The following is a 19,009-nucleotide window of genomic DNA, read 5'->3' on the forward strand; positions in this document are numbered from 1 at the left end:
GCTTGGCCTGAAGGAGCCCTCATGTACTGGACCGAGTTCTTGACCGTTGCGCTGATTCACCTGCTGGCCGTCGCCAGCCCCGGCCCGGACTTTGCCGTGGTGGTACGGGAAAGCGTGACCCATGGTCGTCGCGCCGGCACCTGGACGGCGCTTGGGGTCGGTACGGCGATTTTCCTCCACGTCGGCTACTCGCTGCTGGGCATCGGCCTGATCGTGTCGCAGTCGATCGTCCTGTTCAACGCCTTGAAATGGGCCGCCGCCGCTTACCTGCTTTACATCGGTTTCAAGGCGCTGCGGGCGCAACCGGCCAAGGCCGTGACAGACGATCTGCACAAGGAAGCCGGCGAGCGCACCGCGCGTGGCGCCTTCACTTCCGGGTTCGTAACCAACGGCCTGAACCCCAAAGCCACGCTGTTTTTCCTGTCGCTGTTCACCGTGGTGATCAACCCGCATACGCCGCTGGCCGTGCAGGCCGGTTACGGGGTTTATCTGGCGGTGGCAACGGCGATCTGGTTTTGCCTGGTGGCCATGCTGTTCAGCCAGCAGCGCGTGCGCGCCGGTTTCGCCCGCATGGGGCACTGGTTCGACCGGACCATGGGCGCGGTGCTGATCGCCATTGGCGTGAAACTCGCATTGACCGAGATGCACTGAGCGTAACGGTCCACGTTTACCGGCGAATGCTGGCGCAATGCCGGTATTCGTGCGGCTTTGCAAATCATCCCTTTGGCTGATTTGGCTGGCGATCAGGGGCACTACAGTGCTCACTCTACAGCCACGACCGAGTAGTCAGAAAAGGGATTCTTATGTTGCAGACTCGCGTTATCCCCCCAGCCGAAGGCGCTTACCAGTATCCGCTGCTGATCAAACGGCTGCTGATGTCCGGTGCGCGTTATGAGAAAACCCGTGAGATCGTCTACCGCGACCAGTTGCGCTACAGCTATCCGACCCTGATCGAACGGGTCGCACGGCTGGCCAACGTGCTGACGGCTGCCGGGGTCAAGCCCGGGGATACCGTGGCGGTGATGGATTGGGACAGCCACCGATACCTGGAATGCATGTTCGCCATTCCGATGATCGGCGCGGTGATCCACACCATCAACGTGCGCCTGTCACCGGAGCAGATCCTCTACACCATGAATCACGCCGTGGACCGCTTTGTCCTGGTCAACAGCGAGTTCGTGGGACTGTACAACGCGATCGCCGGGCACCTGACCACGGTCGAGAAAACCCTGCTCCTGACCGACCTGCCGGAAAAGACGGCCGACCTGCCAAACCTCGTCGGTGAGTACGAGCAATTGCTGGCGGCGGCAAGCCCGCACTACGACTTCCAGGACTTCGACGAAAACTCGGTGGCGACCACGTTCTACACCACGGGTACCACCGGCAACCCCAAAGGCGTGTACTTCACCCATCGGCAACTGGTGCTGCACACCATGGGCGTGTCGACGATCATGGGGTCGATCGACAGCGTGCGCCTGCTGGGCACCAACGACGTGTACATGCCCATCACGCCGATGTTCCACGTGCATGCCTGGGGCCTGCCCTATGTGGCGACCATGCTCGGGCTCAAGCAGGTGTATCCGGGACGCTACGATCCGGAGTACCTGGTGGCGTTGTGGCGCAAGGAAAAGGTCTCCTTCTCGCACTGCGTGCCGACCATCCTGCAAATGGTCCTCAATGCCAAGGCTGCCCAGGACACCGACTTCGGCGGCTGGAAAATCGTCATTGGTGGCAGTGCGCTCAATCATGCGTTGTACGATGCGGCCAAGGCCAAGGGCATTCAATTGACCGCCGCCTACGGCATGTCGGAAACCGGCCCACTGGTATCGTGCGCTCACCTCAATGACGAATTGATGGCCGGCTCCGAGGACGAACGCACCACCTATCGGATCAAGGCCGGTGTGCCAGGGCCACTGGTGGAAGCGGCAATCGTCGATACAGAAGGCAACTTCCTGCCCGCCGATGGGGAAACCCAAGGTGAACTGGTGTTGCGCGCACCGTGGCTTACCGAGGGCTATTTCAACGAGCCGCAGAAGGGGGCCGAGCTCTGGGCGGGTGGCTGGCTGCACACCGGGGACGTGGCGACTCTGGACAGCATGGGCGTGATCGACATTCGCGACCGCATCAAGGATGTGATCAAGACCGGCGGCGAGTGGATCTCCTCCCTGGACCTCGAAGACCTGATCAGTCGCCATGCGGCGGTACGCGAAGTAGCAGTGGTGGGGATTGCCGATCCGCAGTGGGGCGAGCGACCGTTTGCCTTGCTGGTGCTGCGCGAGGGCCATGCCATCGGCGCCCGGGAACTCAAGGAACACCTCAAGCCGTTCGTTGAGCTGGGGCACCTGAGCAAGTGGGCCATTCCAAGCCAGATCGCCCTTGTTACTGAAATTCCCAAGACCAGTGTCGGTAAGCTCGACAAGAAGCGAATTCGCGTCGACATCACCGAATGGCAGGCCAACAACAGCACCTTCCTCTCGACGCTTTAAGCGTCCCCTGGCGTGCCCAAAAGGGCCCGCCAGCCCCCCCAAGCAAGCGCTTGGCTTGTCAAATCCGTATTTTCAGCCATTCTTGCCGGGCCGACGGGTGTCGGCATGGCAATGGACTGGTCCAGAGTGCCTGGCAGGCGCAAATCACACTTTAGAGGGATCAAGCACTACTACCTGCTGGCTATAGTCCGCTCAAGGATTTTTAAGAACGGAGCAAACGCACAAACCGGGGCGATGCAACTTTGGAGTGACTTTGGGAAGCCATGGCTCCCTGTTATCCAAGCGTTTTTAGAAGTGCTATTTGCCATAACAATAAAATGCACATGGAGAAGCGTCGATGACATCAGTAAACCAGTTCTGGCGCCGGGCTAAATTGCCGTTGGCCGTCAGCCTTGCCTCTACGCTCGCCGGGCCTGCATTCGGCGTCAGTTTCAACATCGGTGAAATCGAAGGTCAATTCGACTCTTCCCTGTCGATCGGCGCGAGTTGGTCTACTGAAAGCGCCAACAAAAACCTCATTGGCGTCAACAACGGCGGTCGTGGCCTGTCCCAGACTTCCGATGACGGCCACCTGAACTTCAAAAGCGGTGAAACTTTCTCGAAGATCTTCAAGGGCATCCATGACCTTGAGTTGAAGTATGGCGACACCGGCATTTTCGTGCGCGGCAAATATTGGTACGACTTTGAACTCAAGGACGAAAGCCGTCCGTTCAAGGACATCAGCGACGACAATCGCAAGGAAGGCGCCAAGTCCGCTGGCGGCCAAATCCTCGACGCCTTCGTCTATCACAACTACGCCATTGCCGATCAGCCAGGTTCCGTACGCCTGGGCAAGCAAGTGGTGAGCTGGGGTGAAAGTACCTTCATCGGCAGCGGTATCAACTCGATCAACCCGATCGATGTGTCCGCATTCCGTCGTCCCGGTGCCGAGATCAAGGAAGGCCTGATCCCGGTCAACATGTTCTACGTGTCCCAGAGCCTCACCGAAAATCTCTCGACCGAAGCCTTCTACCAGATCGAATGGGACCAGACTGTCGTCGACAACTGCGGCACGTTCTTCTCGCAACCGGACGTGATCGCTGATGGTTGCGATAACAACCTGGCGGTATTGCGTACCCAGAACGGGCTCAACAGTGCGCTGGCGGCGGCGGGGCTGCCGGCCGGGGCGCGTAACGCTGCCATCAATACCCTCGGCGCCAGGGGCGTGACCTGGGGTAACCCGGACGAAGGCGTGATCGTTCGTCGTGGCCCGGATCGCGATGCCCGTGACAGCGGCCAGTTCGGCGTGTCCTTCAAGTACATGTTCGATCCGCTGGACACCGAATTCGGCGCCTACTTCATGAACTACCACAGCCGTGCGCCGATTTTCAGTGGCCATGGCGCGCCGGCGAGCGCTTACAGTGGTGCTGGCCTGGTAGGCGGGCTGGTGGGCTCCGGCCTACCGCTGGGTGTGGCGGCGGGCCTGGCGCCGACCTTGCTGCCGTTGGTGGTGGCGGGCAACTCCAGCTACTACGTCGAGTACCCTGAAGATATCCGACTGTACGGCCTGAGCTTCTCCACCACATTGCCTAGCGGCACCGCGTGGAGTGGTGAAGTCAGCTACCGGCCGAATGCGCCGGTCCAGCTCAACACAACCGATATCCTGTTTTCCGGTCTGACACCGCTCAACCCTAACGTTTCCGTACTTAAGGGCACGCCAGGGCAGGACCAGCAAGGTTATCGCCGCAAGGAAGTGACCCAGCTGCAAACGACCTTGACCCACTTCTTCGATCAGGTGATGGGCGCCGAGCGTCTGACCCTGGTGGGTGAAGTCGGCTGGACCCACGTCGGCGGCCTGGAAAGCAACTCCAAGGCACGTTACGGCCGTGACCCGAGCTACGGCCCTGGTCCATTGCCGAACAACCAGTGCGTGACTTTGAACAGCGGCACGCTGGCGGGCGGACCGCAAAACAACGTCAGTCGCTACTGCGAAAACGACGGCTTTACCACTGCCAACTCCTGGGGCTATCGCGGTCGCGCCATCTGGGAATACAACGACGTATTCGCCGGTGTGAACCTCAAGCCGAACGTGGCCTGGTCCCACGACGTGGAAGGTTACTCCCCTGGCCCAGGCGGCAACTTCGAGGAAGGTCGCAAGGCGGTCAGCCTGGGTGTCGATGCCGAGTACCAGAACACCTACACCGCAAGCCTGGCGTACACCAACTTCTTCGACGGCAAGTACACCACCGTGGATGACCGCGACTTCGTTGCGCTCAGCCTTGGCGTGAACTTCTAAGCACTATTTTCAGGACGAGTACACACATGAAAATAACCAAGAGTCTGTTCCACGCCGGTGTCCTGGGACTGTCGTTGCTGGCGACCAGCGTAATGGCAGCGGTCCCGGCGGCAGAAGCGGACAAGCTGGGCAAGAGCCTGACCCCGATGGGCGCCGAAATGGCGGGCAATGCCGACGGTTCGATCCCGGCCTGGAAACCGATGCCGAAAAATGCCGGCAGCGTCGACAGCAAGGGTTTCCTGTCCGATCCGTACGCCAGCGAAAAACCGCTGTTTACCATCACCGCGCAGAACGTGGACCAGTACAAGGACAAGCTCGCTCCGGGGCAGTACGCGATGTTCAAGCGCTACCCGGAAACCTACAAGATGCCGGTTTACCCGTCCCATCGCGGTGCCACCGTGCCGGATGACGTGTTCGCCGCCATCAAGAAGAACGCCACTAACACCGAGCTGGTATCAGGTGGCAACGGGCTGAAAAACTTTGAAACCGCGATACCGTTCCCGATTCCGAAAAGCGGCGTGGAAGTCATCTGGAACCACATCACCCGTTATCGCGGCGGCAGCGTAACCCGACTGGTCACCCAGGCCACGCCACAGCCGAACGGTTCGTTCAGCCTGGTGTACTTCCAGGACCAGTTCGTATTCCGTGACAAGATGAAGGACTACGATCCGGCGAACCCGGGCAACATCCTGTTCTACTTCAAGCAGAAAGTGACCGCGCCGGCACGTCTGGCCGGTGGTGTGCTGCTGGTGCACGAGACCCTCGACCAAGTGGCGGAACCGCGTTCGGCATGGGTCTACAACGCCGGTCAGCGTCGCGTGCGTCGTGCGCCACAAGTGTCCTATGACGGCCCGGGTACTGCGGCAGACGGCCTGCGTACCTCCGACAACCTGGACATGTACAACGGCGCACCGGATCGTTACGACTGGAAGCTCGAAGGCAAGAAAGAGATGTACATCGCTTCCGACGCCTACAAGCTCGATGATCCGAAGCTCAAGTACAGCGACATCATCAAGGCCGGCCACATCAACCAGGACCTGGCTCGCTACGAGCTACGCCGGGTATGGCATGTGGTGGCGACCTTGAAGGAAGGTCAGCGCCACATCTACGCCAAGCGTGACTTCTACATCGATGAAGACACCTGGCAGGCGGCTGTGATCGACCACTACGACGGTCGTAATCAACTCTGGCGCGTGGCGGAAGCCCATGCCCAGAACTATTACAACGTCCAGGTGCCGTGGTACACCCTGGAGGCTCTGTACGACCTGCAATCGGGTCGTTACCTGGCACTGGGCATGAAGAACGAAGAGAAGTCGGCGTATGACTTCGGCTTCACCGCCACCACCAGCGACTTCACCCCGGCCGCATTGCGCCAGGATGGTGTTCGCTAACGTGCAATGACCTGAGGCCGCATCCTCTGGAAAAACGCCCCGACTGGTTCGGGGCGTTTTTTTGGCTTTTCCCCTGTAGGAGCGAGCCTGCTCGCGAAAAACCAGAGAGCACCGCGTGGTGCCAGACTTCACGCGCTATCGTTCACGACCATCGTCGGAACGCCGCCCGGAGCAGGCTCGCTCCTACAGTGTGTGTAGACTTTTTGTAGCCATTTGTAGCAATAACCTTCATTCCGTCCTCGTTTACCGCTAGTCTGCGGAGATCTGCAACGCCGCCACCCGCAACACTAACAAGAGCCGGCCATGACTGATCTGTCCCCACCACCAGGTCCTGCAAGCGTCGCTGTCGCCGCGCTGGACGGGCGCTTTTTCAGACCGCCATTGCCGGACGGCCATGTGCTGCGTCCACGCTTGTGCGAGCGCCTGAGCGCCGGTCTCGGTGGCAGGTTGCTGCTGGTCAGCGCACCGGCCGGGTTCGGCAAGAGTTCGTTGGCGGTGGAGTTCTGTCAGGCACTGCCGCCGCACTGGCAAAGTCTCTGGCTGGGGCTGAGCCCGCGTGACAACGACCCGGGCCGGTTCCTCGAGCGGTTGCTCGAAGGCCTGCAGGATTTTTTTCCGCAACTGGGCAGGCAGTCCCTCGGATTATTGAAGATGCGCCAGCGTCATCAGCCGTTCGCCTTCGAAGAATGGCTGGACGGGCTGCTCGACGAGCTGGCCGTGCATCTATCGACGGCGAGCCCCCTGTTGCTGGTGCTCGATGACTATCACCTGGCCCAGGGGCCGGTGCTCGATCGCTGCCTGCAGTTTTTCCTCAACCACCTTCCCGATGGCTTGCTGGTGATGGTCACCAGTCGACAACGTCCGGACTGGCACCTGGCGCGGTTGCGCCTGTCGCGCCAACTGCTGGAGTTGCATGAGCAGGATTTGCGCCTGACCCACGATGAAGCCTTGAGCCTGCTCGATCGGCACAGCAGTTCGTTGCGTGGGGAGGCGCTGGAAAACCTGATCCAGCGCAGCGAAGGCTGGGTTGCCGGGTTGCGCTTCTGGTTGCTGGCCGCCTCCGAGGCAGGCAATCAGGGGGCATTGCCCCAGGCACTGCACGGTGGGGAAGGGTTGATCCGCGATTACCTGCTCGAAGAAGTGATCGATTGCCTGCCCGCCGAGGTACAAGCCTTCCTCTACGACACCGCCCACCAGGAGCGTTTTTGCAGCGAACTGTGCGACGCCATTCGCGATGCCCATGACAGCGCCGAAATCCTGCGCTTCCTGGCTGCCCACCAAGTGTTCCTGGTGCCGCTGGACGAACACGGCCACTGGTATCGCTATCACCATCTGTTTTCCGACCTGCTGCGCACCCGGCCGGGCGCGCAATCGATGGTGCCGGCCGCCAGCCTGCACCTGCGTGCCTGTCGCTGGTTCAACGCCCAGGGCTTGCTCGATGAAGCGGTCGAGCAAGCGTTGCGAGCCGGGCACCTGGACGTTGCGGCCAACCTGGTGCAAAACCTTTCCGAAGAACAACTGCTGGCCGAACAGAACGTCGGCATGTTGCTGCGCTGGAAAATGGACTTGCCCGATAGCCTGCTGATCAGCACGCCTCGCCTGATCGTGCTCTACAGCTGGGCGTTGGGCCTGGCCTGCCAGCTGGACGCTGCCGAGGAACTGGCCAGCCACCTGAGCCGCTTCCTGCCAGCGCCGTCGGCCACCGCGCAGAAGTCGATGCTGGCGCAATGGCTGGCCCTGAGCGGGATCATCGCGCGCGGGCGCGGTAACCGCGAACTGACCCTGCGTTACTGCACCGAAGCGCTGGAGAGTCTTCCGTGCAAGCGCTATGGCCAGCGATTGATGTGCCTTTCGACCCTGTCCAACCTGGCGATTGCCGATGGCGACATGTGGCGTGCCAGGGCGTTGAACCGTGACTCCCTGGAGCTGGCGCAACGGGTTGGCAATCCGTTGTTCGAGGCGCTGGCCCACTACGACCGCGCTCGCGTATTGCAGGCGCGGGGCGAAATACTGCGAGCACTGGATGAAGTCCGCCAAGGGCTGCAACGCATGCAGGGGCTGCCGGCGCAGCGGCTCTTTGCCGTACGTGCCCGACTGACGTTGTATGAGGGCTTCCTGTTGGCCTTGCGCCTGCAACCTCAGGCGGCGCGGCTACGCTTGCAGGCCGGTTTAGGTGAAGCCCGCGCCTGTCGTGATATCAGCGTCCTGATCGGCCATTGCGTGATCGCCCGGCTTGAAGGCAACAGCGGTGAGTTCGCCAAGGCCTTTGCCGAGCTCGCCGAAGCCGAGCGGCTGATGCACATCTGGGACGTGCCGCCGATCTACTACCTGGCAATGATTACCCTGGTCAAATGCGAACTCTGGCTGGCCCAGGGGCGTACCGACCTGGCGCAAGCCTGGCTGGCGCGATTGGGGCAGACCTATAACGGCGAGCAGCCGGCCGCGCCACCGGAATTCCATCCACAATTGCCGCTGCACATCGAACTGCAGCAAGCGTTGCTGGAGGTTATCCAGAACCAGCCGATGCTGGCCGAAGGGCGATTGAATGCGCTGCTCGAACACGGCCAGCAAACCGGTCGGCAGATGCTCAGCGCAATGGCGCTGACGCAAAAAGTTTTACTGTTGCTGGGCAGCGGCCGCGAACCCGAGGCCCGCAAGGCGCTGGTCCAGGCACTGGACGCCGCAGCCGGCGGCGTACTGCAACCCTTTGAAAAGCTATTGGCCGAGCACCCAGACTGGCTGCGTGGGCAGCTTCAACTCTGTGCGTCGACCCCGGTTACCCAGGAACTTGCAGACAAACTTCCAGCCATGACCTCTCGCCCGACGCTGGAGCCCATCCCCGCGTCAGAACAACTCAGCACCCGGGAAATGGCCGTCCTGCGCCTGATCGCCCAAGGCTGCTCAAATCAGGAAATCAGCGACCAGCTATTCATTTCCCTGCACACGGTGAAAACCCATGCCAGCCATATCAACAGCAAGCTGGGGGTAGAGAGGCGCACGCAGGCGGTGGCGCGGGCGAAGGAATTGGGGGTGTTGGTGTAGCGTTGGGTCCCTCACGCCCCGCAATCGGACATGCCTGTGCCAGAATAGGCCATCCATTTTTTCCAGGAACACCCATGGACGCTGCCAAACCTGCGCTGATCCGCGAAACCTTCCCCGTCGGCCCGTTGCAGTGCAACTGCACGATCATCGGCGATCCGATCACGAAAAAAGCCATCGTGGTCGATCCGGGCGGCAATCACGAACTGATCCTCGCGCGGCTCGATGCTTTGGGCCTGAAGGTGGTCAGTATCATTCACACCCACGCGCACCTCGATCACTTCCTGGCCTCTGGCCAGTTGAAGGAAAAAACCGGCGCCACCCTGCATCTGCACAAGGAAGATCAATTTCTCTGGGACAACCTGGAGATGCAATGCCAGATGTTCGGCGTGCCCTACACGCCGGTACCGTCGCCGGACCGCTGGCTGGCCGACGATGAAGAGTTGGCGTGTGGTTGTGGTGTGGCTTTGCACACACCGGGTCACACCCCAGGCTCCATGAGCTTCTGGTTTTCCGACGCGAAGCTGCTGATTGCCGGGGATACCTTGTTCCGGCGCGGGGTAGGGCGCACGGATCTATGGGGCGGCGATCAGGCGACCATCGTGCGTTCGATCAAGCAGCGTTTGTATACCCTCGACGAAGAGGCGACGGTCGTGGCCGGACATGGTCCGGATACGCGCTTGGGTGATGAAATGCGCGAGAACCCTTTTGTTCGCGCCTGATTTGTAACGAGTGGAATTTTTACCTCGGGAAACGATCCAACACCGGCAATGGTTCGATGCTTGAAACCGTTGCACCACAGAATGCAAAAAAGTAGGAGCTCTACATGTTCACCACGCCTCGTTTGATTATTGTCGCTACTGCCGTGGCTTTGTTGGCCGGTTGCGCATCGCCCAACCCCTACGACAACCAGGGCCAGGCCGATAGCGGCTCCACGGGCATGAGCAAAACCGCCAAGTACGGTGGCCTCGGGGCTCTGGCAGGTGCAGTGGCCGGTGCTGCCATCAACCACGACAACCGTGGCAAGGGCGCGCTGATCGGTGCAGCCGTAGTGGGCGCTTCCGCTGCCGGTTACGGCTACTACGCCGACCAGCAGGAGAAAAAATTGCGGGCGAGCATGGCCAACACCGGTGTCGAAGTGCAGCGTGAGGGCGATCAGATCAAGCTGATCATGCCGGGCAATATCACGTTCGCCACCGATTCGGCGAACATCGCTTCGAGCTTCTACCAGCCTTTGAACAACCTGGCCGGCTCGCTGAAAGAGTTCAACCAGAACCAGATCGAAATCGTCGGTTACACCGACAGCACCGGCAGCCGTCAGCACAACATGGACCTGTCCCAGCGTCGCGCCCAAAGCGTGGCGACTTACCTGACCTCGCAAGGCGTGAGCGGCACCAACCTGAGCGCCCGTGGCGCCGGCCCGGATAACCCGGTCGCCAGCAACGCCGATGCCAATGGTCGGGCGCAGAACCGCCGGGTAGAGGTCAACCTGAAGGCGATTCCAGGCCAGCAGTACGGTGCTCAGCAATAAGGCAGCGTTCGGCAATACACTTGGCACAATGAAAAATGCCCGATTCGATAATCGGGCATTTTTTTTGTTGCCTGTGCCGGCCCGTCGCGACGAGTCCAGATCTGATGCCCCCTCAGTTAGCCTCTTTCACTGCACTGAGGAACGCGCAAGTACGTTCCTGCTGCGGATGCTCGAAGATCTGCGCCGGGGTGCCCTGTTCATGGATCTGGCCCTTGTAGAAGAAGCACACGCGATCAGCGAATTCCCGGGCGAAACCCATCTGGTGCGTGACCATCAGCATGGTCAGGTTATGTTCGGCACCAAGCTTGCGGATCACGTTAAGTACTTCGCCACACAGTTCCGGGTCGAGTGCCGAGGTGACTTCGTCAAAGAGCATGACTTTGGGTCGCATGGCCAGGGCGCGTGCGATCGCTACCCGTTGCTGCTGCCCACCGGACAGTTGCGAAGGGTAGTGCCCCAGCTTGCTGCCCAGCCCCACCAGCTCCAGCAGATCCGCCGCGCGCTCGCGGGCCTCGGCGGGTTTCATGCCCAGTACCTGCACCGGCGCCTCGATGACGTTTTGCAACGCCGTCATGTGCGGGAACAGGTTGAAACTCTGGAACACCATGCCGATCTTGCCGCGTACGCGGCGGATGTGCCGGTCGTTGGCCGGCACCAATACACCGTTGCGATTGGGCATGTGCGTCAACAGATCATCTTCAATCCGGATCAAGCCGTCATCGATGCCTTCGAGGGTCATCAGTACCCGCAACAGCGTGGATTTGCCCGAGCCGCTGGGGCCGATGATCGCGACCTTCTCGCCGGGCGTGACGTCCAGGTTCAGATGGTCAAGCACCGTGAAATTGCCGTAGCTTTTGGTGACGTCCTGGAAGCTGACAATCGGCTGGAGCGCTTGCGGTGGATGCATGGCCGTGGCCTCTTGCGGATGCAGCGGCGTCAGGTTGCCGCGCCGGGAAAGGTCGTTGGAGGTCGAGAGTGGAGAGGTCATTAGCGTAGCTCCAGGCGCAGTTCGAGGCGCCGTACCAGATAAGCCAGGGCGATGCTCAGGGCGAGGAAAAACAGGCCGACCATGGTGATCGGCTCCAGGTAGCGGAAGTTTTCGGAACCGATGTTCTTGGCCTGCTGCATGATTTCCACCACGGTGATGGCCGACAGCACCGGCGTGTCCTTGAGCATCGCCACCAGATAGTTGCCCAGCGGTGGCAGGATCGGCCGCAGGGCCTGGGGCAGGATGATGTTGCGGTAGGCGCTGTAGGGCGCAATGTTCAGCGCAGTCACCGCTTCCCACTGTGCCCGCGGCACCGCATCCAGCCCGCCGCGATAGACCTCGGCGATGTAGCAGGCGTAGTGCACGCCGATCCCGACGATCCCCACTTGCATGGCCGACAGGCTTACCCCGTAGTTGGGCAGCACGTAGTAGAGGAAATACACCTGGATCAGCAGCGGTGTGCTGCGGATGAATTCGATCGTTCCTGCAATGGGCCACGACAGCCAGTACAGGCGGCTGCGACGGCCGATGGCGAGAAACAGTCCCAGCACGATGGCGATCAGGAAGCCTATCAGGGTAATACCGACGGTGTTGAGCGAGGCGCGCAGCAGATCGGGAAGGATCTGCCAGGCATACGTCCAGTCGAACAGGGTCATGACAAACCTCCACGCATCCGGCCGCGCGCCAGTCGACGCTCAATGCTGCGCATGCCGAGGTTGATCGCTTGGGCCAGGATGAAATACATCACCAGCGCCAGGCTGAAGATTTCCAGGGTCTGGAACGTGGCCTGATCCAGTTGCCGAGCGCGAAAGCTCAGGTCGGACAAGGTAATCAGCGACACCAGTGAGGTGTTTTTCAACAACTCGATCAGCAGGTTGGTGCCCGGTGGAATGGCCGCCAGCAGCGCCTGGGGCAGGATGATCCGGCGAAAACGCTTGTAGGCGCTGAAGTTCAGCGCCGTCGCTGCTTCGTACTGACCCTTGGCCACAGAGCTGATGGCACCGCGCATCACTTCCGCGCCATAGGCGCCGATGTGCAGGCCGAGGCCGACGATGGCCACGCTGTAGGGGCTCAGTTCCAGATTGAACGGTGGCAGCGGCAGTACGAAAAACAGCCAGAACAGTTGCACCAGCAACGACGTACCGCGAAACACTTCAATGTAGGCGACCGAGAACCAGCTCAGCGGCCGCCACGGCGACATGCGCCCCAGCGCCGCCAGAATGGCTGCGACAATGGCCAGGATCGAGCCGAAGAATGTCACCTGGAGGGTCACCCAGGCGCCTTGTATCAATAGCGGAAGTAATTCACCCATTGTTCACACCTGCACGGTTCAACATCCGGATTAAGCAGGGAAGCAGGCATCGCGCCACGGCGCCATGCCTGTTTCGGCTATGGCGCGCAGAGCTCGGCAGCCGTTTTGCTTGTCACGTTGGATTTGTCGAAGCCGAACGGGGCGACCGTCTTGAGATGCTCTTCGGAGCCCAGCCATTTTTTCAGCTCGGCGTTGACCGCATCGCGCAGGTCCTTGTCTTCCGGGCGGAAGGCGAGGGCACCATAACCGGTATGCGACGGGTCATCCTTGAAGTCGGTGACCGCTTCGACTTTTTCACCGCCCTTGGCGGCCAGGCCTTTCATGGTCAGTTGCGTGCCCACGGCGGCATCGGCACGACCGGCGCGCACCGCTTGCAACTGGGCAGTGGTGTCCGGTACCTGGAGGATCTGCGCATCTTTCACGCCGGAATCCCGTGCGTATTTCAGGTTGACCGTGCCGGCCATGATCGCCAGTTTCACGTCCGGGTTTTTGGCGACGTCTTCATAGCTGTGCAGATTTTTCGGGTTACCTTTGGCGGTCAGGAGCGCGTCAGGCAACTGGTACTGCGGGTCGGTGAAGATGACTTGCTTGCAGCGCTCAGGGGTGATGTACATGCCGGCGGCAATCACATCGAAGCGCCCGGCCCGCAGGCCCGGGATCAAGGACCCCCACTCGGTCAGTACGCCGTCGACCTGCTTGATGCCCATCTTGGCGAAAATGACTTTGGCGATTTCCGGCGATTCACCGGTCACCCGACCGTCGGTTTCGGTGAAGGCAAACGGGGTTTCGTTGGCGTAGCCGATACGGATATTGCTGTTTTTCGTGATGGTTTCAAGGGTCGTGGCGGCGTGTGCGCCAGCAGCCAGGCCGAATATCGCGCAAGCCACGAACAGGTGACGTAACGCACCGGCACCTAGGGTATAGGAGCTGCGGGGAAGGGAATTGCTCATCGAAAATCTCCTGTTTCTTGTGGACCCGTCGTCGACGGCTCTGTGTTAGGAGGCAGTGTGACAAGAGCAAAGCGTACAAGAGCCGTATCCTGTTGAGCCGAGGCGTGGGGCACAGTTCCGGTACAGATCGATTGGTTATTGTGGGTGGCGGGTTCTGTCGCCTGTGCATCGACCTTGGACCGAGCATACAAAAGCCTCGCGCCACATTGCATTGCACTAGGACAATTGCTTTGCATGGATTCTCGCGGGATGCTGTCGGCACTGGCAAACACGCGGGTTCGACGCCGATGGACAAGTGGAAAGCAGCACTGGAACTCGCACGTAGCGGCGAGTCGAAATACAAGATTCTGGTTCAGGCGATTGCCGACGACATCGAGCAGGGCGTGTTGGCCAACGAGCAACGCCTGCCCCCGCAACGTCAGGTCGCCGATGCCATGGGGATCAGCGTACAGACGGTCACCAATGCTTATAAAGAGCTGGAGCGCCAGGGGCTGGTGCGATGCGAAGTGGGGCGTGGCAGTTTCGTTTCGCGGCGCATGAGCGACCGGGTGGCCACTTATATCCTCGACAGTCCTGAACGGGCGCTGGTGGATTTTTCCATCGCGCGGATCTTGCACACCCGTGAGCACGACCAGTTCTGGCGCGACACTTGCCGCGAGTTGAGCACCGAAGAGGATCAACCCTGGATTCATGCGTTCCGGCCAATCGCCGGTTTCGAATCACACCGTGAAGCGGCCATGCACTGGATCGCGCGCCAGGGGCTGCGCGTGGAGCGCGACGATATCCTGATTACCAACGGCGCTGCCCACGGAATCTTCCTGGCCCTGGCCTCGCTGGCCGGGCCCGACGACGTGGTGCTCTGTGAGGGGCTCAGCGACCATGGCGTGATCGGAAACTCCCAGGTGCTGGGATTTACCCTCAAGGGGCTGGAGATGGACCGCCACGGCATCGACCCTGAGCATTTCGAGGATATGTGCAGCAATGAACGCATTACCGCACTGGTCTGCACGCCGAACCTGAATAATCCCACCACCAGCTTGATGCCGGACAATCGCCGTCGCGAAATTGCCGAGATCGCCCGTCGCTTCGGCGTGCATATTATCGAGGATGACGTGTACGGGCCGTTGTTGGACGAACGTCGCGCCCCGCCCATCAGCCACTACCTGCCGGAGTTGTCCTTCTATTGCACCAGTATGACCAAGTCGGTGCTCACCGGATTGCGTGTCGGTTTCCTGGTCATGCCCAAGCGACTGGCATTGCGTACCGAAAGTATTTTGCGGGTCAACAGTTGGATGGCGACGCCGATGGTCGCGGAGATTGCCACCCGCTGGATTCGTGACGGACGTGCCGACACCCTGGTGCAGTTGCAACGTCGGCTATTGGCCGGGCGCCAGGCGATGGTCAGTGAGTATCTGGGCGAACATGTGCTGGGACAACATCCGAATGCGCTCAATGCCTGGGTCGGCATACCTGTACACTGGGAAGTCGACAGCCTTGTTCGGACGTTGCGGCAGAGGCACATCGCAGTCACCTCGCCAGACCCTTTTACGGTGCGAGGTACACCGCGGGCGCGGGCAGTGCGGATGTGTGTCGGCGCTGAATGCAGCGATGACGAAATGCGCGATGCGTTGGTGAACATGCGCGCAATCTTCAGCCAGTACCCGCAGATCCACGACTTTTGAGCGGGGAAAAAGACGTCAAAAATATTGTCGACTAAATTGCCCTAGTACATTCAGCGTGACAATCCTGCCCTTTTAGACTGCGTCCAATACCTCATCGGGATGCGGTCATGTCAGTGCTTGAGCTCAACGATGTCTACCTTGCCCGCCAGCGTATCGAACGGCTGGTGCGACGCACGCCCATGGAGCATTCCTTCAGCCTGTCCCGGCTCTTGGGTGTGCCGGTCTACCTCAAGCTCGAATCCCAGCAGATCACCGGTAGCTTCAAATTGCGTGGCGCGAGCAATGCCGTGGCGCAACTCACTGCCGGGCAAAAGGCCTTGGGTGTCGTCGCTGCCTCTACAGGCAACCATGGACGGGCGCTGGCGTATGCCGCTTCCCGACAAGGCGTGAAGGCAACGATTTGCCTGTCGCATCTGGTGCCCGAAAACAAAGTCCAGGCCATTCGCGATCTCGGCGCCCAAGTGTGCATCGTCGGCCGGTCCCAGGATGATGCCCAGCGCGAAGCCGAGCGAATTTGCGCCGAGCAGGGCGCGACGCTGCTGCTTCCGTTCGATCACCCGGCAATCATTGCAGGGCAGGGCACGCTGGGGTTGGAGATTCTTGAACAGCAACCGGATGTCGCCCAGGTGCTGGTGCCGTTGTCCGGTGGCGGCCTGTTTGCCGGCGTGGCATTGGCGTTGAAAGCCGCCAACCGGCAAATCGTCACGCATGGCATCAGCATGCTCCGTGGGGCGGCGATGCACGCCAGTGTCGAAGCTGGCCACCCGGTGGAAGTCGAAGAATTGCCAACCCTGGCCGACTCCCTCGGCGGCGGTATCGGCCTGGACAACCGTTACACCTTCAGCATGACCCGCAACACCTGCGATCACCTGCACCTGCTCAGCGAAGCCTCCATTGCCAATGCCATCCGCCATGCCTATCGCGAGGAGCGCCAGGTACTGGAGGGCGCAGCCGCAGTGGGGATCGGCGCATTGCTCGATGGCCTGATCGAGCCTCGCGGCCCGATCGTGGTGGTGGTGAGCGGGCGCAATGTCGACATTGACCAGCATCTGCGCGTGCTCGCCGGCGCTGATGCGTGAAACCGACAATAACGACTCAAAGGAGCGCCGCGTTAATGAGTGAAATCACCTTGTTGAGCGAAGCGGATCTACGTGCCTGCGTGGCCCTGGATCTGCCCAGTATCGAAGCCATCCAGCAAGCGTTCGTGCTGCTGGCCACCGCCGCCGTGGCGATGCCGCCGATCCTGCGCCTGGACATCCCCGAGCATAACGGCGAAGTGGACGTGAAGACTGCCTATCTGCCGGGGCTTGAGCGTTTTGCGATCAAGGTCAGCCCGGGCTTTTTCGACAACCCCAAACTCGGTCTGCCCAGCCTCAACGGCATGATGATGTTGCTGTCGGCGCGCACCGGTCTGCTCGATGCCTTGTTGCTGGATAACGGCTATCTGACGGCGGTGCGTACGGCAGCAGCCGGGGCTGTGGCAGCGCGGGCATTGTCTCGGGCCGACAGCCGTAGCGTGGCCCTGATAGGCGCCGGCGAGCAGGCCGCATTGCAGTTGCAGGCCCTGCGCCTGGTGCGGCCCATCGACAACGTGCGAGTGTGGGCGCGGGACTTGGCCAAGGCCCAGGCCTTCAGTGTCGACCTGGCGCGGGACAGCGGCCTGGACGTCATGCCATGCGCCACCATCGACGAGGCCATGGCCGAGGTCGATATCGCCATCACCTGCACACCCAGTCGCGCGCCGCTGATCGATTCGCACCATCTGCGCCCGGGCCTGCACATCACCGCCATGGGCTCGGATGCCGAGCACAAGAACGAAATTTCCCCCCAGGCGCTGGCGCAAGTCGACCGCTACGTGGCGGATCACCTCAGTCAGACCCGCATTCTCGGCGAACTGCATCACGCGTTGGCGGCCGGTGTCGTCGGTGACGAGTCGGGCTTCGCCGAACTGGGTCAGGTGCTGGCCGGCCAGCGGCCCGGTCGCACGGATGCTGCGCAGGTCACCTTGTGTGACCTCACAGGCACCGGTGCCCAGGACACGGCCATGGCCAATCTGGCATTCGAGCGTGCGCGTTCGGCCGGCAAGGGTTTTCAGTTCGCCAGTTAATCGTTTTTTTTCATCCGCGCGTCATTTATCGGCTTCATCTAAGAGAGGGCATGTGCATGTCTCAGATAGTCGTCAATCTTCCGTTTACGCGGGAGGAATACGCCCAGCGTCTGGCCAAGGTGCGAGTGGCCATGCAGGCCCAGGGCATTGAGCTGTTGCTGGTCACCGATCCGTCGAACATGGCCTGGCTGACCGGCTATGACGGTTGGTCGTTCTATGTTCATCAATGCGTGCTGCTGGCGCTGGATGGCGAACCGGTATGGTTCGGTCGTGGCCAGGACGCCAACGGTGCCAAGCGCACGGTGTTCATGCAGCAGGAAAACATCATCGGCTACCCGGACATCTACGTGCAGTCGCGCGAACGTCATCCCATGGATTACCTGTCGCGGGAAGTGATCAGCGCCCGGGGCTGGGATGCGCTGACCCTCGGCGTGGAAATGGACAACTATTACTTCAGTGCTGCCGCATTTCTATCGCTGCAGAAAAACCTGCCGAAGGCCAGGTTGATCGACGCGGTCGGGTTGGTGAACTGGCAGCGGGCGGTCAAGTCGCCGCAGGAAATCGCCTACATGCGTATCGCCGCGCGCATCGTCGAAAAAATGCACGCAAGGATCCTCGAACGGATCGAACCGGGCATGCGCAAGAACGAACTGGTGGCCGAGATCTACAGCAGTGGCATCCTCGGTGCCGACGGCCATGGGGGCGATTATCCAGCCATCGTGCCATTGCTGCCCACCGGTGCCGATGCCAGCGCACCGCACCTGACCTGGGACGATTCCCCGTTCGAAAAGGGCGCCGGCACCTTCTTCGAAATCGCCGGTTGCTACAAGCGCTATCACTGCCCGTTGTCGCGCACGATCTACCTGGGCAAGCCGCCGCAGCATTTCCTCGATGGCGAGAAAGCCGTGGTCGAAGGCATCGCCGCCGGGCTTGAAGCGGCCAAGCCGGGCAACACCACCGGTGACATTGCAGTAGCGTTTTTCAAGGTGCTGGAGAAGTTCGGCATTCACAAGGACAGCCGCTGCGGTTACCCGATCGGGATCAGTTATCCGCCGGACTGGGGCGAGCGCACCATGAGCCTGCGTCCCGGCGACACCAGCGTATTGCAACCGGGCATGACGTTCCACTTCATGCCGGGGCTATGGATGGACGACTGGGGACTGGAAATCACCGAAAGCATCCTGATCACCGATACGGGTGTCGAAACCCTGTGCAACGTGCCACGCCAACTGTTCGTGAAGGATTGAG

Annotated in this window: 15 protein-coding genes; 11 read left to right on the plus strand and 4 right to left on the minus strand. The window is 60.9% G+C overall.

Annotation, left to right across the window (positions count from 1 at the left end; all coding sequences use genetic code 11):
- Positions 1 to 21: 21 nt before the first annotated feature.
- The 7 genes from QLG10_RS05780 (at position 22) to QLG10_RS05810 (ending at position 10,722) form a co-directional block, all read left to right on the plus strand.
- Positions 22 to 651, plus strand: coding sequence for a LysE family transporter (locus QLG10_RS05780; protein ID WP_110751560.1), 630 nt, complete (start codon positions 22 to 24; stop codon positions 649 to 651).
- Between the two features lie 152 nt (positions 652 to 803).
- Entirely contained in the window at positions 804 to 2,486 is a 1,683-nt protein-coding gene (locus QLG10_RS05785; RefSeq protein ID WP_248678765.1) for a fatty acid--CoA ligase, read from the plus strand.
- Positions 2,487 to 2,823: 337 nt separating this feature from the next.
- Positions 2,824 to 4,761 (plus strand): DUF1302 domain-containing protein, encoded by a 1,938-nt coding sequence (locus QLG10_RS05790; RefSeq protein WP_188264158.1) that lies wholly within the window; start codon positions 2,824 to 2,826, stop codon positions 4,759 to 4,761.
- Between the two features lie 26 nt (positions 4,762 to 4,787).
- Entirely contained in the window at positions 4,788 to 6,152 is a 1,365-nt protein-coding gene (locus QLG10_RS05795) for a DUF1329 domain-containing protein (RefSeq protein ID WP_110751566.1), read from the plus strand.
- 303 nt (positions 6,153 to 6,455) lie between these two features.
- Positions 6,456 to 9,194: a LuxR C-terminal-related transcriptional regulator gene (locus QLG10_RS05800; RefSeq protein ID WP_282486072.1), complete on the plus strand. Its 2,739-nt coding sequence runs from the start codon at positions 6,456 to 6,458 to the stop codon at positions 9,192 to 9,194.
- A gap of 74 nt (positions 9,195 to 9,268) precedes the next feature.
- Positions 9,269 to 9,913 carry an MBL fold metallo-hydrolase gene (locus QLG10_RS05805; RefSeq protein ID WP_110751569.1) on the plus strand — a complete coding sequence of 215 codons (645 nt, stop codon included), beginning with the start codon at positions 9,269 to 9,271 and terminating at the stop codon, positions 9,911 to 9,913.
- Between the two features lie 104 nt (positions 9,914 to 10,017).
- Positions 10,018 to 10,722: an OmpA family lipoprotein gene (locus QLG10_RS05810; protein WP_020799779.1), complete on the plus strand. Its 705-nt coding sequence runs from the start codon at positions 10,018 to 10,020 to the stop codon at positions 10,720 to 10,722.
- Positions 10,723 to 10,834: 112 nt separating this feature from the next.
- Here the strand turns inward: QLG10_RS05810 and ehuA are convergent, their stop codons facing one another.
- From ehuA to ehuB, 4 genes are all read right to left on the minus strand, one after another.
- Positions 10,835 to 11,629, minus strand: a complete 795-nt coding sequence (gene ehuA, locus QLG10_RS05815) for an ectoine/hydroxyectoine ABC transporter ATP-binding protein EhuA (RefSeq protein ID WP_110751727.1) — start codon at positions 11,627 to 11,629, stop codon at positions 10,835 to 10,837.
- 80 nt (positions 11,630 to 11,709) lie between these two features.
- Positions 11,710 to 12,366 (minus strand): ectoine/hydroxyectoine ABC transporter permease subunit EhuD, encoded by a 657-nt coding sequence (ehuD, locus tag QLG10_RS05820; protein ID WP_110751571.1) that lies wholly within the window; start codon positions 12,364 to 12,366, stop codon positions 11,710 to 11,712.
- A complete protein-coding gene (gene ehuC, locus QLG10_RS05825) occupies positions 12,363 to 13,022 on the minus strand; it encodes an ectoine/hydroxyectoine ABC transporter permease subunit EhuC (RefSeq protein WP_056853232.1) in 660 nt (219 codons plus the stop codon). Before ehuC ends, ehuD begins: the two co-directional genes overlap by 4 nt.
- A gap of 77 nt (positions 13,023 to 13,099) precedes the next feature.
- Positions 13,100 to 13,972 (minus strand): ectoine/hydroxyectoine ABC transporter substrate-binding protein EhuB, encoded by an 873-nt coding sequence (ehuB, locus tag QLG10_RS05830; RefSeq protein WP_110751573.1) that lies wholly within the window; start codon positions 13,970 to 13,972, stop codon positions 13,100 to 13,102.
- A 287-nt stretch (positions 13,973 to 14,259) separates the two neighbouring features.
- Between ehuB and QLG10_RS05835 the strand changes: the two genes are divergently transcribed.
- The 4 genes from QLG10_RS05835 (at position 14,260) to doeA (ending at position 19,008) form a co-directional block, all read left to right on the plus strand.
- Positions 14,260 to 15,654: a PLP-dependent aminotransferase family protein gene (locus QLG10_RS05835; RefSeq protein WP_110751575.1), complete on the plus strand. Its 1,395-nt coding sequence runs from the start codon at positions 14,260 to 14,262 to the stop codon at positions 15,652 to 15,654.
- A gap of 107 nt (positions 15,655 to 15,761) precedes the next feature.
- On the plus strand, positions 15,762 to 16,733 hold the full coding sequence (gene eutB, locus QLG10_RS05840) for a hydroxyectoine utilization dehydratase EutB (RefSeq protein ID WP_282486081.1): 972 nt from the start codon (positions 15,762 to 15,764) through the stop codon (positions 16,731 to 16,733).
- A gap of 35 nt (positions 16,734 to 16,768) precedes the next feature.
- Positions 16,769 to 17,761, plus strand: a complete 993-nt coding sequence (eutC, locus tag QLG10_RS05845; protein ID WP_110751579.1) for an ectoine utilization protein EutC — start codon at positions 16,769 to 16,771, stop codon at positions 17,759 to 17,761.
- Between the two features lie 56 nt (positions 17,762 to 17,817).
- On the plus strand, positions 17,818 to 19,008 hold the full coding sequence (gene doeA, locus QLG10_RS05850; protein ID WP_110751729.1) for an ectoine hydrolase DoeA: 1,191 nt from the start codon (positions 17,818 to 17,820) through the stop codon (positions 19,006 to 19,008).
- The last annotated feature ends 1 nt before the right edge of the window (position 19,009 follow it).

Source organism: Pseudomonas sp. V98_8, assembly GCF_029967975.1.
Classification (GTDB): Bacteria; Pseudomonadota; Gammaproteobacteria; order Pseudomonadales; family Pseudomonadaceae; genus Aquipseudomonas; species Aquipseudomonas umsongensis.

What these genes read in the sequence shown, in the direction of transcription:
- QLG10_RS05790 (WP_188264158.1), top strand. Translation starts at nt 2,824, where the DNA reads ATGACATCAGTAAACCAGTTCTGGCGCCGGGCTAAATTGCCGTTGGCC.
- ehuD (WP_110751571.1), bottom strand. Translation starts at nt 12,366, where the DNA reads ATGACCCTGTTCGACTGGACGTATGCCTGGCAGATCCTTCCCGATCTG.
- doeA (WP_110751729.1), top strand. Translation starts at nt 17,818, where the DNA reads ATGTCTCAGATAGTCGTCAATCTTCCGTTTACGCGGGAGGAATACGCC.
- ehuB (WP_110751573.1), bottom strand. Translation starts at nt 13,972, where the DNA reads ATGAGCAATTCCCTTCCCCGCAGCTCCTATACCCTAGGTGCCGGTGCG.
- QLG10_RS05785 (WP_248678765.1), top strand. Translation starts at nt 804, where the DNA reads ATGTTGCAGACTCGCGTTATCCCCCCAGCCGAAGGCGCTTACCAGTAT.
- QLG10_RS05795 (WP_110751566.1), top strand. Translation starts at nt 4,788, where the DNA reads ATGAAAATAACCAAGAGTCTGTTCCACGCCGGTGTCCTGGGACTGTCG.
- eutB (WP_282486081.1), top strand. Translation starts at nt 15,762, where the DNA reads ATGTCAGTGCTTGAGCTCAACGATGTCTACCTTGCCCGCCAGCGTATC.
- QLG10_RS05800 (WP_282486072.1), top strand. Translation starts at nt 6,456, where the DNA reads ATGACTGATCTGTCCCCACCACCAGGTCCTGCAAGCGTCGCTGTCGCC.
- ehuA (WP_110751727.1), bottom strand. Translation starts at nt 11,629, where the DNA reads ATGCATCCACCGCAAGCGCTCCAGCCGATTGTCAGCTTCCAGGACGTC.
- QLG10_RS05780 (WP_110751560.1), top strand. Translation starts at nt 22, where the DNA reads ATGTACTGGACCGAGTTCTTGACCGTTGCGCTGATTCACCTGCTGGCC.
- QLG10_RS05835 (WP_110751575.1), top strand. Translation starts at nt 14,260, where the DNA reads ATGGACAAGTGGAAAGCAGCACTGGAACTCGCACGTAGCGGCGAGTCG.
- QLG10_RS05805 (WP_110751569.1), top strand. Translation starts at nt 9,269, where the DNA reads ATGGACGCTGCCAAACCTGCGCTGATCCGCGAAACCTTCCCCGTCGGC.
- eutC (WP_110751579.1), top strand. Translation starts at nt 16,769, where the DNA reads ATGAGTGAAATCACCTTGTTGAGCGAAGCGGATCTACGTGCCTGCGTG.
- QLG10_RS05810 (WP_020799779.1), top strand. Translation starts at nt 10,018, where the DNA reads ATGTTCACCACGCCTCGTTTGATTATTGTCGCTACTGCCGTGGCTTTG.
- ehuC (WP_056853232.1), bottom strand. Translation starts at nt 13,022, where the DNA reads ATGGGTGAATTACTTCCGCTATTGATACAAGGCGCCTGGGTGACCCTC.